Origin of the sequence: Marinovum algicola (assembly GCF_900109145.1) — a bacterium.
GTDB lineage: Bacteria > Pseudomonadota > Alphaproteobacteria > Rhodobacterales > Rhodobacteraceae > Marinovum > Marinovum algicola.
Genome location: NZ_FNYY01000001.1, coordinates 298732 through 313585 on the forward strand (window position 1 = coordinate 298732; position 14854 = coordinate 313585).

The 14854-nt window shown below is 64.9% G+C and carries 14 protein-coding genes; 7 read left to right on the plus strand and 7 right to left on the minus strand.

From position 1 onward, the window contains the following. The 6 genes from BMW90_RS01500 (at position 1) to BMW90_RS01525 (ending at position 6867) form a co-directional block, all read left to right on the plus strand. Complete coding sequence (locus BMW90_RS01500) at positions 1 to 1920, plus strand: ABC transporter substrate-binding protein (RefSeq protein WP_074834472.1); 1920 nt, start codon at positions 1 to 3, stop codon at positions 1918 to 1920. A 76-nt stretch (positions 1921 to 1996) separates the two neighbouring features. Further along, complete coding sequence (locus tag BMW90_RS01505; RefSeq protein ID WP_074834473.1) at positions 1997 to 2980, plus strand: ABC transporter permease; 984 nt, start codon at positions 1997 to 1999, stop codon at positions 2978 to 2980. Next, positions 2977 to 4122, plus strand: coding sequence for an ABC transporter permease (locus BMW90_RS01510; RefSeq protein WP_074834475.1), 1146 nt, complete (start codon positions 2977 to 2979; stop codon positions 4120 to 4122). Before BMW90_RS01505 ends, BMW90_RS01510 begins: the two co-directional genes overlap by 4 nt. Continuing rightward, complete coding sequence (locus BMW90_RS01515; RefSeq protein WP_074834478.1) at positions 4112 to 5137, plus strand: ABC transporter ATP-binding protein; 1026 nt, start codon at positions 4112 to 4114, stop codon at positions 5135 to 5137. Before BMW90_RS01510 ends, BMW90_RS01515 begins: the two co-directional genes overlap by 11 nt. Then, positions 5130 to 6116 carry an ABC transporter ATP-binding protein gene (locus BMW90_RS01520; protein WP_083415910.1) on the plus strand — a complete coding sequence of 329 codons (987 nt, stop codon included), beginning with the start codon at positions 5130 to 5132 and terminating at the stop codon, positions 6114 to 6116. The genes BMW90_RS01515 and BMW90_RS01520 overlap by 8 nt, the downstream gene beginning before the upstream one ends. Before the next feature lie 79 nt (positions 6117 to 6195). Further along, positions 6196 to 6867, plus strand: a complete 672-nt coding sequence (locus BMW90_RS01525; protein ID WP_074834481.1) for a GntR family transcriptional regulator — start codon at positions 6196 to 6198, stop codon at positions 6865 to 6867. Here the strand turns inward: BMW90_RS01525 and BMW90_RS01530 are convergent. Genes BMW90_RS01530 through BMW90_RS01560 form a run of 7 tightly spaced genes read right to left on the minus strand, consistent with a single transcriptional unit; the run spans position 6864 to position 13577 of the window. Then, positions 6864 to 8012, minus strand: a complete 1149-nt coding sequence (locus BMW90_RS01530) for a CaiB/BaiF CoA transferase family protein (RefSeq protein WP_074834483.1) — start codon at positions 8010 to 8012, stop codon at positions 6864 to 6866. The genes BMW90_RS01525 and BMW90_RS01530 overlap by 4 nt on opposite strands. Continuing rightward, the gene (locus tag BMW90_RS01535; protein WP_074834485.1) at positions 8009 to 9166 is read right to left on the minus strand and encodes a CaiB/BaiF CoA transferase family protein; all 1158 of its coding nucleotides are present in this window, start codon (positions 9164 to 9166) and stop codon (positions 8009 to 8011) included. Before BMW90_RS01535 ends, BMW90_RS01530 begins: the two co-directional genes overlap by 4 nt. A 17-nt stretch (positions 9167 to 9183) precedes the next feature. Then, entirely contained in the window at positions 9184 to 9987 is an 804-nt protein-coding gene (locus BMW90_RS01540; protein WP_074834486.1) for an IclR family transcriptional regulator, read from the minus strand. Beyond that, entirely contained in the window at positions 9984 to 10748 is a 765-nt protein-coding gene (locus BMW90_RS01545) for an enoyl-CoA hydratase/isomerase family protein (RefSeq protein ID WP_074834488.1), read from the minus strand. Before BMW90_RS01545 ends, BMW90_RS01540 begins: the two co-directional genes overlap by 4 nt. Continuing rightward, entirely contained in the window at positions 10745 to 12037 is a 1293-nt protein-coding gene (locus tag BMW90_RS01550) for a TRAP transporter large permease (RefSeq protein WP_074834489.1), read from the minus strand. The genes BMW90_RS01545 and BMW90_RS01550 overlap by 4 nt, the downstream gene beginning before the upstream one ends. Then, positions 12034 to 12525: a TRAP transporter small permease gene (locus tag BMW90_RS01555; RefSeq protein WP_048530090.1), complete on the minus strand. Its 492-nt coding sequence runs from the start codon at positions 12523 to 12525 to the stop codon at positions 12034 to 12036. Before BMW90_RS01555 ends, BMW90_RS01550 begins: the two co-directional genes overlap by 4 nt. Before the next feature lie 56 nt (positions 12526 to 12581). After that, positions 12582 to 13577 carry a C4-dicarboxylate TRAP transporter substrate-binding protein gene (locus BMW90_RS01560; RefSeq protein ID WP_083415911.1) on the minus strand — a complete coding sequence of 332 codons (996 nt, stop codon included), beginning with the start codon at positions 13575 to 13577 and terminating at the stop codon, positions 12582 to 12584. Positions 13578 to 13739: 162 nt separating this feature from the next. On the opposite strand from BMW90_RS01560, the gene BMW90_RS01565 reads away from it, so the two are divergent. After that, positions 13740 to 14852 carry an extracellular solute-binding protein gene (locus tag BMW90_RS01565; RefSeq protein WP_139211161.1) on the plus strand — a complete coding sequence of 371 codons (1113 nt, stop codon included), beginning with the start codon at positions 13740 to 13742 and terminating at the stop codon, positions 14850 to 14852. Positions 14853 to 14854: the final 2 nt, after the last annotated feature.

Genomic DNA, 14854 nt, shown 5'->3' on the forward strand with positions numbered 1-14854 from the left:
ATGAAAAACAGATGGAAATGGACCACGCTCGCCAGCGCGCTTGCAATGGCCGTCGCCAGCCACGCCGCGGCCTATGAGCAGGCGCCGGTGCTGGACGAAAAGGTTTCTGCCGGCGAACTGCCGCCGGTGGACGAACGCCTGCCGGCGGAACCGCTGGTGATGGACACCATCGAAGGCCCCGGCGAATACGGCGGCACCCTGCGTCGCGCCATCCTCGGCGGAGGCGATCAGCACAACATGGTGCGCACCATCGGCAGCGACAACATGGTGCGCTGGTCCCCCGACTGGTCCGAGGTGCGGCCCAATATCGCCAAGTCCTGGGATGTCTCCGACGACGCCTCGAAATTCACCTTCCACCTGCGCGACGGGATGAAATGGTCGGATGGCGCGCCCTTTACCGCCGATGACATCATGTTCTGGTACGAGGATGTCTTTACCAATACCGATCTGACGCCGAACAAGGACAGCACCTTCATCGGCCCGGCCGGCCCGGTCACCGTGCGCAAGATCGACGACGTCACCGTCGAGTTCGATTTCGGCGCGCCCAACGGGCTGTTCCTGCAAGCGCTGGCCTATGGTTTCGGTTATCACCCGACCGCCTATCCGAAACACTACCTCAGCCAGTTCCATGCAAAATACAATGACGACCTGCAAGCGCTGGTCGATGCCGAGCCGGCGGCGGCGGACTGGAAACAGCTGTTCAACCTCAAGGCCGGGCCGATGGACACGCCGCTTTTCTGGCAGAACCCGGATCGCCCGACGCTGCATGCCTGGCATTTGACCAATGCCTATGGCGCCACCGACCGCGTGGTCGCCGAGCGCAACCCCTATTACTACAAGGTCGACAGCGAAGGGCAGCAACTGCCCTACATGGACCGGATCACCTATGATCAGGTCGAGGATGTGGAAACCATCCTGCTCAAGGCCTTCAATGGCGAGATCGACTATATGCTGCGCCACCTCGGCCGGCCGTCGAACAAGGCTTCGCTGACCGACAACATGGAACGCGGCAAATACGGGTTCTTCGACGTCGGCGATCTTCCGGCCAACATCATGATCCTGATGATGAACCTCAACCACACCGATCCGGTGAAACGCGAGGTGATCAACAACAAGGATTTCCGCATCGGCGTCAGCCACGCGATGAACCGGCAGGAGGTGATCGATCTGCTCTACTTCGGGGCGGGCGAGGCGGCCCAGACCGCGCCGCGTGAAGGCACCGAGCTCTACAAGGAGGAATACGTCAAGCAGTACACCGAATATGACGTCGAGAAAGCCAATGAATATCTCGACAAGGTGCTGCCCGAGAAGGATGCCGAAGGCTTCCGCCTTGGCCCGGATGGCGAGCGTTTCTCGCTGATCTTCCTGGTCGCCGATGTCTTTGGCCTGCAATATCCCGACGCGATGGAGCTGATCGCCGGCTATGCGCGGGATGTGGGGCTCGACTTCCAGATCCGCGCCACCGACCGGTCACGGCTGATCGAATTGCACACCTCGAACGATTTCGACGCCTATCTGTGGAATTGTTCGGGCGGCCAGGCGGATGCCTATACCTCGCCGATCTGCTACGTGCCGACGATCTCGAACTCGGTGAGCTGGGCCCGGGAATGGGCGGCCTGGGGTGTCGATCCGACCACCGGTGAAGAACCGCCGCAGGCGGTCAAGGACATCTTCGAGACCTATCGGCAGGTCCGCGCCGCGGCCACGCCGGAAGAGCAGAAGGCGCTGATGCAGCAGGTGCTCGACATGGCTGCGGATCAGTTCTTTACCATCGGCATGGTGCAGAACGACCCGGTCTTCGGCATCGCCCGCAACAATGTGCGCAACGTGCCCGATCCGCTGCCGATCGCCGGTCAGCTCTGGTTCCCGGCACCCTATACCGCGCAGATGTACTTCGAAGGTGGCACCAACCTGCCCTGATCCGAAGTACAGTGACGGGGCGTCCGGTATCCTCCCTTCCGGGCGCCCCACTTGAACTCAAACGCAAGGAGCGGACATGGGTGGCTTCATCCTCCGAAGGGTTCTCTACATGATCCCGACGGTCTTCCTGGTCTCCATCGTGACCTTTATCATCATCCAGCTTCCGCCGGGCGACTACCTCGACAGCCTCGCCGCCGAGATGGGCGAAGCGGGCGTCGACAATACCGCCGTCGTCGAACAGCTGCGCGCGCAATACGGCCTCGGCCAGCCGATGTATCTGCAATACTGGAAATGGATGACCGGCATCCTGCTGGAAGGCGATTTCGGCATTTCCTTTGAAAAGAACCTGCCGGTGACGGATGTGATCTGGGACCGGCTCGGCTGGACCTTCGGCATCTCGCTGCTGACGCTCGGGTTCATCTGGGCGGTGGCGCTGCCGATCGGCATCTATTCGGCGGTGTGCAAGTATTCGGTGGGCGACTACATCGCCACCTTCTTCGGCTTTGTCGGCCTCGCGATCCCGAATTTCCTGCTGGCGCTGGTGATGATGTATGTCGCCTTCAAGTATTTCGGCCAGTCGGTCGGCGGTCTGGTCAGCCCGGAATACCTGGGCGAGCCCTGGAGCTGGGCCAAGTTCGTCGATCTGCTGAAACACATCTGGATGCCGGTCTTTGTCGTCGGCACCTCCGGCGCGGCGGCGCTGATCCGCATCATGCGCGCCAACCTGCTGGACGAGCTCTATCGGCCTTATGTCGTGACCGCCCGCGCCAAGGGCATGTCGGAATTCCAGCTTCTGATGCGCTACCCGGTGCGCGTCGCGCTCAACCCGTTCATCTCGACCATCGGATGGATCCTGCCCACGCTTGTCTCGGGCGAAATCATCGTCGCCGTGGTGATGAACCTGCCCACCACCGGCCCGCTCTTGCTGCGCGCGCTTCTGGTGCAGGACATGTACCTGGCCGGATCGCTGATCCTGATCGTCAGCCTGCTGACGGTGATCGGCACCCTTCTGTCCGATGTACTTCTTGCCTGGGTCGACCCGAGGATACGCTACCAATGACAGCCATCGATACCGCAGCCGAAGTTCAGGCGGCCGAATCCGTGAAATCCCCGGCGCTCCTGGGGCCCTGGGCCCTGATGTGGCGCCAGTTCCGCCGGCACAAGGTCGCCTGGGTCAGCCTCTATATCGTGGGGTTCATCTATTTCGTCGCGCTCTTCGGCGAGTTCCTGGCCCCCTCCAATTACCTCGACACCAACACCCGCGCGCCCTTTGCGCCGCCGCAGGGCATCCATTTCTTCACCGAGGGCGAGGACGGCGGCCGCGACTTTCAACTGCATGCCCGCGGGCTGAAGATGGAGATCGACCGCGAGGCGATGCGCCGGCATTTCGTCGAAGATCCGTCCAAGGTGATCCCGCTGGGGTTCTTTGTCGAAGGGTACGAGTACAAGCTGCTCTGGTTGATCCCGACGAACCGGCATTTCTTTGGCCCGACGGACCCCGGGCAAAGGGTCTATTTCTTCGGCGCCGACCGGCTGGGTCGCGATATCCTGAGCCGGATCATCATGGGCACGCGGATTTCCATGTCGATCGGTCTGGTCGGCGTGGCGGTCTCGCTGGTCGTCGGCGTCAGCCTGGGCGGCATCTCGGGCTACTACGGTGGCTGGATCGACAATGCCATCCAACGGCTGATCGAGTTCCTGCGTTCGATCCCGACGATCCCGCTCTGGATGGGGCTGGCGGCGGCCATCCCGCTCGACTGGCCGCCCTTGCGCACCTATTTCGTGGTGACGCTGATCGTGTCGATGATCGGCTGGACAACGCTGGCGCGCGAGGTGCGCGGCAAGTTCCTGTCGCTCAGACACGAGGATTTCGTCATCGCGGCGCGGCTTGACGGGCTGTCGGACTGGGAGGTGATCCGCAAGCATCTGGTGCCCAGTTTCGCCAGCCATATCATCGCCTCGCTCACCCTTGCGGTGCCGCTGATGATCCTGGCGGAAACCTCGCTGTCGTTCCTCGGCATCGGGCTGCAACCGCCCATCGTGTCCTGGGGCACTCTGCTGAAAGAGGCACAGAACATCCGCACCATCATTGAGGCGCCCTGGCTTCTGATCGCGCCCGGTTCGGTGATCGTGATCACCGTGCTTGCCCTCAACTTTCTAGGAGACGGCCTTCGCGATGCCGCAGATCCCTATGCACACTGACACCTCCGCAAAACCCCTGGTCGAGATCAAGGGCCTGAAAACCCACTTCTTCACCGATGACGGGTTGGTCAAGGCGGTCGAGGGCGGCGATCTCGACATCCTGCCCAACCGCACCCTCTGCCTTCTGGGCGAGAGCGGTTGCGGCAAGTCGATCATGGCGCGATCGATCCTGCGCATCGTCGACGCGCCGGGCCGGATCACCGGCGGCAGCATCCTTTATCATTCCGCCGATGGCCGCACGGTCGATCTGGCGCGCGCCCGGGCGGGATCAAAGGAGCTGCGCTCGATCCGGGGCAGCGACATCGCGATGATCTTTCAGGAGCCGATGTCCTCGCTTGGCCCGATCCAGAAGATCGGCAAGCAGATCACCGAGACCATCCGCCTGCACCGCGACGTTTCAAAGGCCGAGGCCCGCGAAGAGGCGATCGACATGTTGGCCCGCGTCGGCATCCCGCGTCCGGCCGAGCGGTTCGAGGCCTATCCCTTCGAGCTCTCCGGTGGCATGCGGCAAAGGGCGATGATCGCCATGGCGCTGAGCTGCCAGCCGCGCCTGTTGATCGCGGACGAGCCGACCACGGCGCTCGACGTGACGACGCAGGCGCAGATCCTCGACCTGATCGCCGAGCTGAAAGAGGAATTCCAGATGGCGGTGATGCTGATCACCCATGATCTGGGCGTGGTGGCCGAAGTGGCCGATGACGTGGCGGTGATGTACATGGGCAAGATCGTCGAGAAATCGGATGTCTACGGGCTGTTCGAGACGCCGCAGCATCCCTATACGCGGGCGCTGCTCGATTCCGTGCCGCGTATCGGGGTGACGGCACGGGCCCGCCTGCCGGCCATTCGCGGCATGGTTCCGCATCCGCTGGCGCGGCCCTCGGGCTGCACCTTCCGCACCCGCTGCGATCATTTCATGCAGGGTCTCTGCGACCTGCGCGAACCGCTGCTGAAACCGCATGGGCCGGGGCAGGTGGCCTGTTTCCTGCACGAAGAGGAGGCGCATGCCAATGTCTGAGGCCATTCTCGAGGTCAAGGACCTTACGATGTCATTCGGCGGCAGCAAGGGCGGCTGGTTCTCGGACCCGGTGCAGGGCTTTGTCGCGGTGGATTCCGTCTCCTTCGAGGTGCGGCGCGGCGAGACCTTCGGCATCGTCGGCGAGTCGGGCAGCGGCAAGACGACGCTCGGCCGCTGCATCCTGCGGGTTCTGGACCCGAGCTCCGGCAGCATCCGCTTCCTGCCGAAAGAGGGTGGCGAGGTCGAGCTGGCCAATGCGCCGCTGGAGCAGATGCGGCAGGTCTGGCGCAAGGTGCGGATGATCTTTCAGGATCCGCAGGCCTCGCTCAACCCGCGCCTGCGGGTGATCGACGTGGTGGGCCAGGCGCTGCAAAAAACCGAAGGGCTGAAAGGCAAGGCGCTGAACGCGCGCGTGGCCGAGCTTCTGGAGAACGTCGGGCTGCGCAAGGAATTCATGCACCGCTATCCCAACGCGTTTTCCGGCGGCCAGCGCCAGCGACTGGGCATTGCCCGGGCGCTGTCGACGCACCCCGAGCTGGTGGTCGCCGACGAGGCGGTTTCGGCGCTGGACGTGTCGATCCAGGCGCAGACGCTGAACTTGTTGCAGGATTTGCAGGAGGAATTCGCGCTGACCTTTCTGTTCATCGCCCATGACCTGGCCGTGGTGGAACATATCTGCGACCGGGTGGCGGTGATGTATCGCGGCCAGTTCGTCGAGGTGGCCGACACAAGAACCCTGTTCGAAAACCCCCAGCACCCCTATACCCGCGCGCTGCTTCAAGCGGTGCCGGTGGCCGATCCGCGCCAGCGCGGCCGTCGCTCCGGCAAACCCGAGCCGGTCGATGTCGGCGTGCCGCCAAAGGGCTGCCGCTTCAGCCCGCGCTGCCCGCACGCCACCGATCTCTGCCGCGAGACTCGGCCGCCGGCAAAGTCCAGCGCCGGCGCCGATGTGCTGTGCCACTATGCGGGAGAGATCTGACAGCAAGGGCCCCGCCCCACTGGAACAGGGCGGGGCAGACCGTTATGATGGCGCTTGATCCAAAGAGTATGACATTATCATGAAAACCGGCGACGATACCGCGGAACTCCCGCTCTACGATGCGATCCTCGATGACATCTATGATGGCCGTCTGGCCGGTGGCCAGCGGCTGAAGGTCTCCGAGATCGCCGAGCGCTATGGCACCAGCACCAGCCCGGTGCGCGAGGTTCTGCGCCGGATGCAGGGTGAAGGGTTTGTCGAGATCCATCCCAACCGCGGCGCCACGATCCGGCCCACCGATGCCGGATCGATCCAGAACATCTTCGAGGTCCTGCAAATGCTCGAGCCGTATTTCGTCAATTGGTTCGCCGATTACGCGCCGCCCGATCTGCTGGACGAGCTGGAGGGCATCCAGGCCAGGATCCACGAGCTGCCGCATTCCGAGCAGCGGACCTTTCGCAAGCTCGACTTTCAGTTCCACGAGATTTTCTGCCGGGGGCATTACAACCAGACAGCGGCCGAGATCTGGCGCAACCTGCGCACCACGCTCAACGTCCAGGCGGCCCGGCTGCGGATTTCACCGGCGCGGTTCGAGGCGATCAAGAAGGAACATGACGAATTGATCGTCGCCCTGCGCGCCAATGATCCGGCCCGCGCGGATACCGTGATCCGCAAGCACGTCGACGGCTCCTTCGTGCAGATGTCACAGCAGATCCGGGCGCTCGGGATGAAGAACGTTGCGGCGCATTAGCCTGTCGCGGCCGCAGCGCTGAACCCGAACTCCGCGGCCAGTTTTTGCCCGTGTTCGTTCAGTGCCGGGCCGCGCCGGGCAGGCTCCGGACGCTGACCGTCGAGCCGGAACGGCGCCGCAACGCGGGCCAGTTCCGCTCCGGGCCGCAGCATTCCGGTCACCGCCGGGCCGCCCTCGGCGATCATGTCCTCCCAGGTGCGGACCCGGGCGCACCAGATGCCCTTGGCCGCAAGCTCCGCTTCCCAGTCCGCCGCCCGGCCGGTGGCGAAAACCGCCTGCACCGCGGCGCGGATCGCCTCGCGGTCGGCGAAGCCGTCCATCCCGTCCAGCTCTGCCGTCAGCGCCGGCCGGCCCAGCGCCTCGGTCAGCACCGGCAGCGGGGTCATGGCCAGCGCCAGCCAGCCCTCCGCGGTGTCGTAGACCCCGTAAGGCGCGGCGAGATAGCCATGCGCCGACCCCTGGCGCATCCGGCGCGGCGGGGTCTGGCCGTTGCTCATCCAGGTGGTCAGGAATTCGAATTGCAGGTCGATCAGCGCTTCCAGCAGGCTGGTCTGCACATGGGCGCCCACGCCGCTGCGGGCCTGCCGGAAAAGCGCGGCGAGCAGCCCCTGCGCCAGACAGGCACCGGCGGCGATATCGGCAACCGGCAGCCCCACCGGCACCGGACCCTGGCCCCGGTCGCCGCTCAGCCACATCAGCCCGCTGCGCGCCTGCGCCAGCAGATCCTGCCCCGGCAGCCCGGCCCAATCGCCGGTCTCGCCGTAGCCGGAAATCGAGCCGTAGACGAGCCCCGGCCGCAGGGCCTGCGCCGCCTCATAGCCGAGGCCCAGCCGGTCGATCACGCCGGGGCGAAAGTTCTGGATCACCACATCGGCCCCGGCGACAAGCCTTTGCGCCGCCTGCTGTCCGTCGATGCTCTTGAGGTCGAGGGTCAGGCTTTCCTTGCCACGGTTGATGGCGTGAAACAGCGTGCTGTCGCCTTCGACGCGGGTCGCGGACACATAGTGATGACGACAGAGATCGCCACGGTCGGGGTTTTCCACCTTGATCACCCGCGCGCCCAGATCGAGCAGCCGCAGCGCGGCATAGGGACCGGCCAGGAACTGGCTGAAATCCACCACTGTCACGCCATCGAGCGGCCTCATGCCCGGGCTGCGGCAACAAGGCTGCCGAACACCGCGTCGGTGTCGGCGCCCAGCGCCGGCGCGGCCACGGGGTTGCGCAGCATCCGGCCGTCGATGCGGATCGGGCAGCGGGTGGTCTTGGCGTCGGCACCGCCTTCGGTTCTGATCACCTGCACCGGATCGAGCGCCGCGAAACCCGGGGTCGCGGCAAAGGCGGGCCAGTCGAGAACCGGCGCACACCACAGCCCGGCCGGTTCGAGAATGTCGAGCCAATGCTTCGTCGGTTGCGTCGCGAGAACGCCGGCCACCACCGACTTGATCTCGTTGAGCCGAGCAAAGGCCTGCGCCTGTCCGAAGGCCGCGATCTCGGGGCAGGCGAGCAGCTCCGCCAATCTGGCCAGAGGTGCCATGGCCAGCGCCATGTGGCCATCGGCGGTCCGGTACACACCGTAAGGCGCGGGCTGATAGGGGTTGGCGTTGCCCTGCGCGTGGCGGCGCGGCTGGCCGCTGTCGTCATTGAGGAAACAGGTGAACTGCTCGAAGGTCATGTCGATCGCCGCCGACATCAGATCGACTTCGACCAGCCCGCCTCTGCCGCTGACCCCGCGCCGCACCAGACAGGCAAGGATGCCCTGCACCAACTGCCCCGCCGTCGCCACGTCGAGCATGGCAAAGCCGGTCGGCACCGGCCCGTCACCGTCATTGCCGTTTAGCCAGGCAATCCCGGACAGCGCCTGCACCAGCAGGTCCTGTCCCGGCTTGTCCTTCCACGGACCCTCGGCGCCATAGCCCGAGACCGCGCCATAGACCAGTCGCGGGTTGAGAGCCTTGACCGCGTCATAGCCCAGCCCGATCCGCTCCATCACGCCGGGACGGAAGTTGTGGATCATCACGTCGGCGGTTTCGATCAGCCTGCGCACGTCGGCCAGATCCTCGGGCCTCTTGAGGTCGGCGGTGACGCTTTTCTTGCCGCGGTTGAAGGTGTGAAACACCAGGCTGTCGCCGTCCAGCCGTTGATCGTTGACCACCATCGACCGACACAGATCGCCGCCCTGGGGCCGTTCGATCTTGATCACCTCCGCCCCCAGGTCGGCCAGCCGCAGCGCCGCCACCGGGCCGGCAAGGAATTGCGCGAAATCCAGCACGCGCAGGCCGGAGAGCGGAAGATCGGTCATGGGTCAGGTCCTTTGTGTCATGAGGTAAGTGCGGCGCCGAATGGGCTGGCGTCGGGCAGAAAGCCCAGCGAGCGCGACAGTTCGAGCGCGGTGAGGCGAATTGTGGCGAGGGCGTCTTCGGCGCTGGGCGCGTCGCCCACCTGGCCGATGAACCCCGAGGTAATGGCGGCGGTGACGCCGCGCGTGTCAAAGACCGGCACGCAGAGGTTGCGCACGCCGGTGATCATCGTGCTGGGCGTATCCTCGAAGCCGTTATGGCGGATGCGGGCGAGGCGCCGGGCCAGCGCCGCTCGCTGGTCTTCGGGCTGGCGGGCGATGTGGCGGTCCTGCACATCCTCGGGCGAGAAGGCGAGGATCACATGGCCGGAGCTGGTCTGGCTGACCGGAAACAGGGCGCCGGTGCGCACCGCATAGCCGGCGGGCAGGGGGCTTTGCACCGAGGTGAGCACAAGGACGTTGTCGCGGTTGAGAACACCGAGATGACAGGATTGGCTGGTGCGCGCGGCAATCCTTTCCAGCAGCGGCAGGGCGGCATGGATCAGCCGTTCGGTCGGGTCGTGTCGGTGCGACAGCTCGAACAGTTTCAGCGTCAGCGCATAACGGCTGGTGCGCGGATCCTGATGCAGGTAGCCGCGTTCGGTGAGATAGACCACGACGCGATAGATTTCGCCCATGGTCCGGCCCAGCGCATCGACGATCTCGTTCATCGTCAGGCCGCCCGACCGGTCGGTCAGCAGTTCCAGCACGTCGAGCGCCTTTTCCACCGCCGGAACCGAGGATTTGGCTTTCTTGGTCGCGTCATTTGCCGCAGGTTTGTTCATCTGGTGTCCCCTGATTGCCTGGCGCGCATCTTGGCCTGTTCCGCCTTGGCGAAACAGAGGGACATCAGTTCATTTTCGTTGCGCAGCCCCTGTTCCAGACTCAGATCCATCGCCCCGCGCACCGCCGCCTTGACGCCCTGGGTGGCGTGCGGCGCGTGTCCCGCGATCTGGCCGGCGATGGCGCGGGCGCTGTCCAGCTCTTCGCCCGGTGCGACGAGGTATTCGACCATGCCGATCCGCGCCGCTTCTTCGGCGTCGAAGCGATCCCCGGTCAGCAGCAGCCGCATCGCCTGGCCCTGGCCGCACATCCGCGTCAGATGCTGCGCGGCGCCGCCGGCGCCATTCCAGCCGAGCCGCACCTCGGGCGCGGCAAAGATCGCCGAGCGGGCCACCACGCGCAGGTCGCAGGCCAGCGCGATTTCCAGCCCGCCGCCCAGGGCCCAGCCCTTGACCGCCGCGATGGCGGGCTTGCGCAGCGACAGGATCGGCGGGATGTAATCGAGGCGGTTGCGCCAGGCCCAGAAATCCTCATAGCCCTCCAGCGCCTTGATATCGGAACCGGCGCAGAAGGCGCGGTCGCCCGCGCCGCGAAAGATCACCACATGAACGGCGGCGGTCTCGTTCGCCTCGGCGCAGCATTGGCCGATCTGGCGATACATCTGCGGCGTCAGCGCGTTGTGCTTGGCGGGGCGGTTCAGCGTGATCTCGGCGACATGTCCGTCGTGGGTGAAATCCACGCTGCCGTCGGTGTCCTGAGTCATTGCGGGCCTCCGTCGAATTGCAGGTTGGGCAGCCAGAGCGAGAGCTGCGGAAGATAGGTGAGCACGAAGAGCATCCCGAAAAGCACCAGGTAGAAGGGGGCGCAGGCGCGGATGAAATCGGCGATCCGCACCCCGGTGATCGAGCAGGTGGTGAACATCAGCGTGCCGAGCGGCGGGGTGACGCCGGCGACGGTCAGGTTGAACACCATGACGACACCGAAATGCACCGGATCGATGCCGACCTTGGTGATCACCGGCACCAGAATCGGCGTCAGCAGGATCAGCGCGGCCGAGCCTTCGATGAACATGCCCGCAAGCACCAGCAGCAGGTTGATCAGCAGGAGCAGCAGCAGCGGGTTCTGGGTCAGGGCCAGCATCGCCTCGGCGACCTGCGCCGGGATCCGCTCCCATGTCATGTAGAAGCCAAAGGCGTTGGCGGCGCAGATGATCAGCAGGATCACCGCCGTCGCCTGCATCGTCTGCTCAAGGATCGGGCGAATGTGGGAAAGCTTCAGGTCGCCATGCACCAGCCCGACGACGACCGCGAAAAGCACCGCCATCGCGCCGGCCTCGGTCGGCGTGAAATAACCCAGCCGGATGCCCAGCACGATGCCCACCGGCACCAGCAGCGCCAGGAAGGCGCCGCGAAAGGCGCGGCCGCGGCCGGCCCAGGGCAGGGGCGCCTCATACGCCGGTTGCAGGTCGAGTTGGCGGGCGCGCAGGGCCACCGCGCCCATCATCGCGGCGCAGATCAGTACCCCCGGCACGATCCCGGCGAGAAACAGCCGCCCGATCGACACATCGCCCATGAAGCCATAAAGGATCAGCCCGATCCCCGGCGGAATGATCACCGAGATGATCGAGGAGGACGCGGTGACGGCGGTAGAAAATGCCGGGTCATAGCCGCGCTTCGTCATCTCGGGCACCAGAACCTTGGACTGCATCGCCGCATCGGCATTGGCCGAGCCCGAGACACCGCCCAACAGCGTCGAGAGCAGTACGTTGACCTGCGCCAGCCCGCCTTTCCAATGGCCGGTCATCGCCTCGGCGAAGCTCATCATGCGGCTGGTGATGCCGGCGTAGTTCATCACGACGCCGGTCATGACAAACAGCGGCACCGCCAGCAGCGGAAAGGAATGGGTGACGGCGACAATGCGCTGGATGAAGATCTCGGGCGGCATGGCGCCGGAAATCAGGAAGAAGGAGAGCCCCGCCATGCCGATGGCGAAGGCGACGGGAATGCCGATGGCGATGCCGAGCAGCAGGATCAGGACGGGCGCGAGGCTCATACCACATCCTCCAGCGCGTCGACCGGCGGCGGGTCCATCAGGCCCAGCAGCCGCAGGGCCGAGGTCAGCGACATGCCGACAAAGGCGAGCAGCGTGGCGAGGTAGACCCAGGAGAACGGAATATCGAGCACCGGCGAGGGCCGCGTCGCGCCCTTCTGCATCATGACAAAGCTCAGCCAGGCGGCATAGGCGAGAAAGGCCAGCACCAGCCCGTCGGCCAGCTTGCGCAGCGCGCGCCGGGCCGCAGCGGGCAGGAGATCGATCAGCAGGGTCACCCGGATGTGCCGCCCTTCCTGATGGGCGGTCATCGCGCCGATAAAGACCACCCAGGTAAAAAGGATGCCGGAGAGCTCGGTTGTCCAGACCGCCGGGCGTTCGGTGACGTAGCGCGTCAAAACACCCCAAAGCACCGAGCCGGTCAGCACCGCCAGCGCCGTGAAGGACACCAGATTCTCGGCCCGCCGGACCCATTTGGCAAGGTTCTGCATGATCTCTCCTCCCTTGGTTGGCCCGGGCCGCATCTGGCCCGGACCGGGGGCCTTCCTCAGTTGTCGAGGATCGCGCGCACGCGGTCGTACAGGCCTTCGGACCAGTCCGGGAACTTGGTATAGACTTCGGCCGTGGCGTCCTGGAAGGCCGCGATGTCGACGTCGCGGTTGAATGTGACGCCTTCGGCCTCGAGCTTGGAAATCCACTCTTCTTCCGAGTTCAGCATAACGTCGGTCATGAAGACACCGGCCTTGTTGGCCTCTTCGTCCAGCACGATCTGGATGTCCTCGGGCAACGAGGCGAAGAGATCGGCGTTCATCATCAGCCCGGTGAAGCCCTTGAAATGGCCGGTGAGCGAGATGGTTTTCTTGGTCTCGTGCAGCTTGGCGCCGTGGATCGAGGGCAGGGGCGCCTCGGCGCCATCGACCACGCCGGCGGACAGCGCCGAATAGACCTCACCCCAGGCGACCTGCGTCGGGCGCGCACCCATGGCGTTGAAGGTTTCCACCCACATGATGTTGGGCGGGGTGCGGAAGGTCATGCCTTCGGTGTCCGCGGGGCTGGAGATCGCCTTGTCGGCCAGCATGTGGCGCGCGCCGAACAGCCAGTTGAGCGACAGCAGTTCGATGCCGGATTCGCTGCGCAGCCGGTCCTTCATCTCGGCATAGAGATCGCTTTCCACGATTTTGGTGAAATCGCGGGGATCATCCATCAGGTAGGGCCCGCCCAGAACGCCGAAATCGGGCACGAAATCGCTGAGATAGCCGGGGTCGGAGATCGAGATGATCGGCGCGCCTGCGCGGATCTGCTCAAAGACTTCCGGGTTCGATCCGAGCTGCGCGTTGGCAAAGATCTGGATCGCCACCGCGCCGTCGGTGCGGGTCTCCACGTTCTTTGCGAACTCTTCCATCGCCTGCTGGATCGGCTCCTTGTCCGAGGTCACATGGGCAAGCCGAAAGGTGTATTCCGCCGCTCCGGCCGCCAAGGGGGCCAGGGCGAGGCCGGCAATGCCGATCAGGCGGGAAGCGCGGCCAATAAGTTGAAAAGTCATGAATTTTCCTCCTCCGATTCGGTGGTCGGCGGCAGTGTCTGCGCCGTTTCCGAGTCTGGGATAACACAGGAATTTCAAATTTAGAAGTAATTTTGATACTTGAAAATAGAATCCGGATTCGGCAAGCAAGAAGGCAAGCCGCAGAATCGGGAGGGCAAGCGCATGAAATTGAGGGGCATGACCTGGGATCATCCGCGGGGCTTCGACCCGGTTGTCGCCGCGTCAGAAGTGTTTCGCGCCGAGACCGGCGTCGAGATCGTCTGGGACAAGCGGTCGCTTCAGGCCTTTGCCGATGCGCCGATTGCCGAGATGGCGGAGCGCTACGATTTCATCGTGCTCGACCATCCGCACGTCGGCCAGATTGCCGAAACCGGCGCGCTGCTGTCGCTGCCGATGCCTCAAGATGCCTCGGCCTCGCTGGGTGGGTCGGCAGAGAGCTATTTCTGGAACGGCAAATGCTGGGCCTATGCGGTGGATGCGGCCTGCCAGATGGCGGCCTATCGCCCCGATCTGGGCCCCGATCTGCCGCGCCACTGGGAGGATTTCCTGGGCGGGGAGGCCGCGCGCTTCCGTCCGCTGACGCCGCTGCTGCCGGTCGATGCCTTCGACATGCTGATGACGCTTGTCGCCGGGCGCGGGGGTGCGGTGATGCCGGTGGGCCCGGCGCATTTCGTCTCTGACGACAATGGACTCTATGCGCTCGGGGTTCTGCGCGCGCTCTACAATCTCGGGCCGGATGAGCAGGTCGACATGAACCCGATCGGCGCGCTGGAGGTGCTCTCGACCACCGATGATTTCGCCCTGTCGCCCTGCCTGTTCGGATACGTCAACTACGCCCGCCCCGGATTTCGCCCGCATCCCGTGGGCTATTTCGATCTGCCGCTCTGCGCCGGGCATTCCCGCGCGCGCAGCATCCTCGGGGGCGCCGGGATCGGCGTGTCCGCCAAGACGCGGCACCCCGAGGCCGCTATCGGTTTCGCGCAATGGATCACTTCGCCCGAGGTGCAATCCGGCGTCTACCTGGACAACAATGGCCAACCCGCCAACCGCCACACCTGGCTGGCGCAGGCGGAAAACCCGGCGGTTGCAGGTTTCTTCAAGGGCGGCTTTCACACCATCGACAACGCCTGGACCAGGCCGCGCGACATCTGGTTTCTGGATTTTGTCGACGAGGTCTGTGCGATCATGCCGGATTTCTTTCGCAGGGCGATCCCCGAGGAGCAGTTCCTCGCGCGGATCAACCAACTCTATCACCATCATCTTTGCGAGGCCTGAGC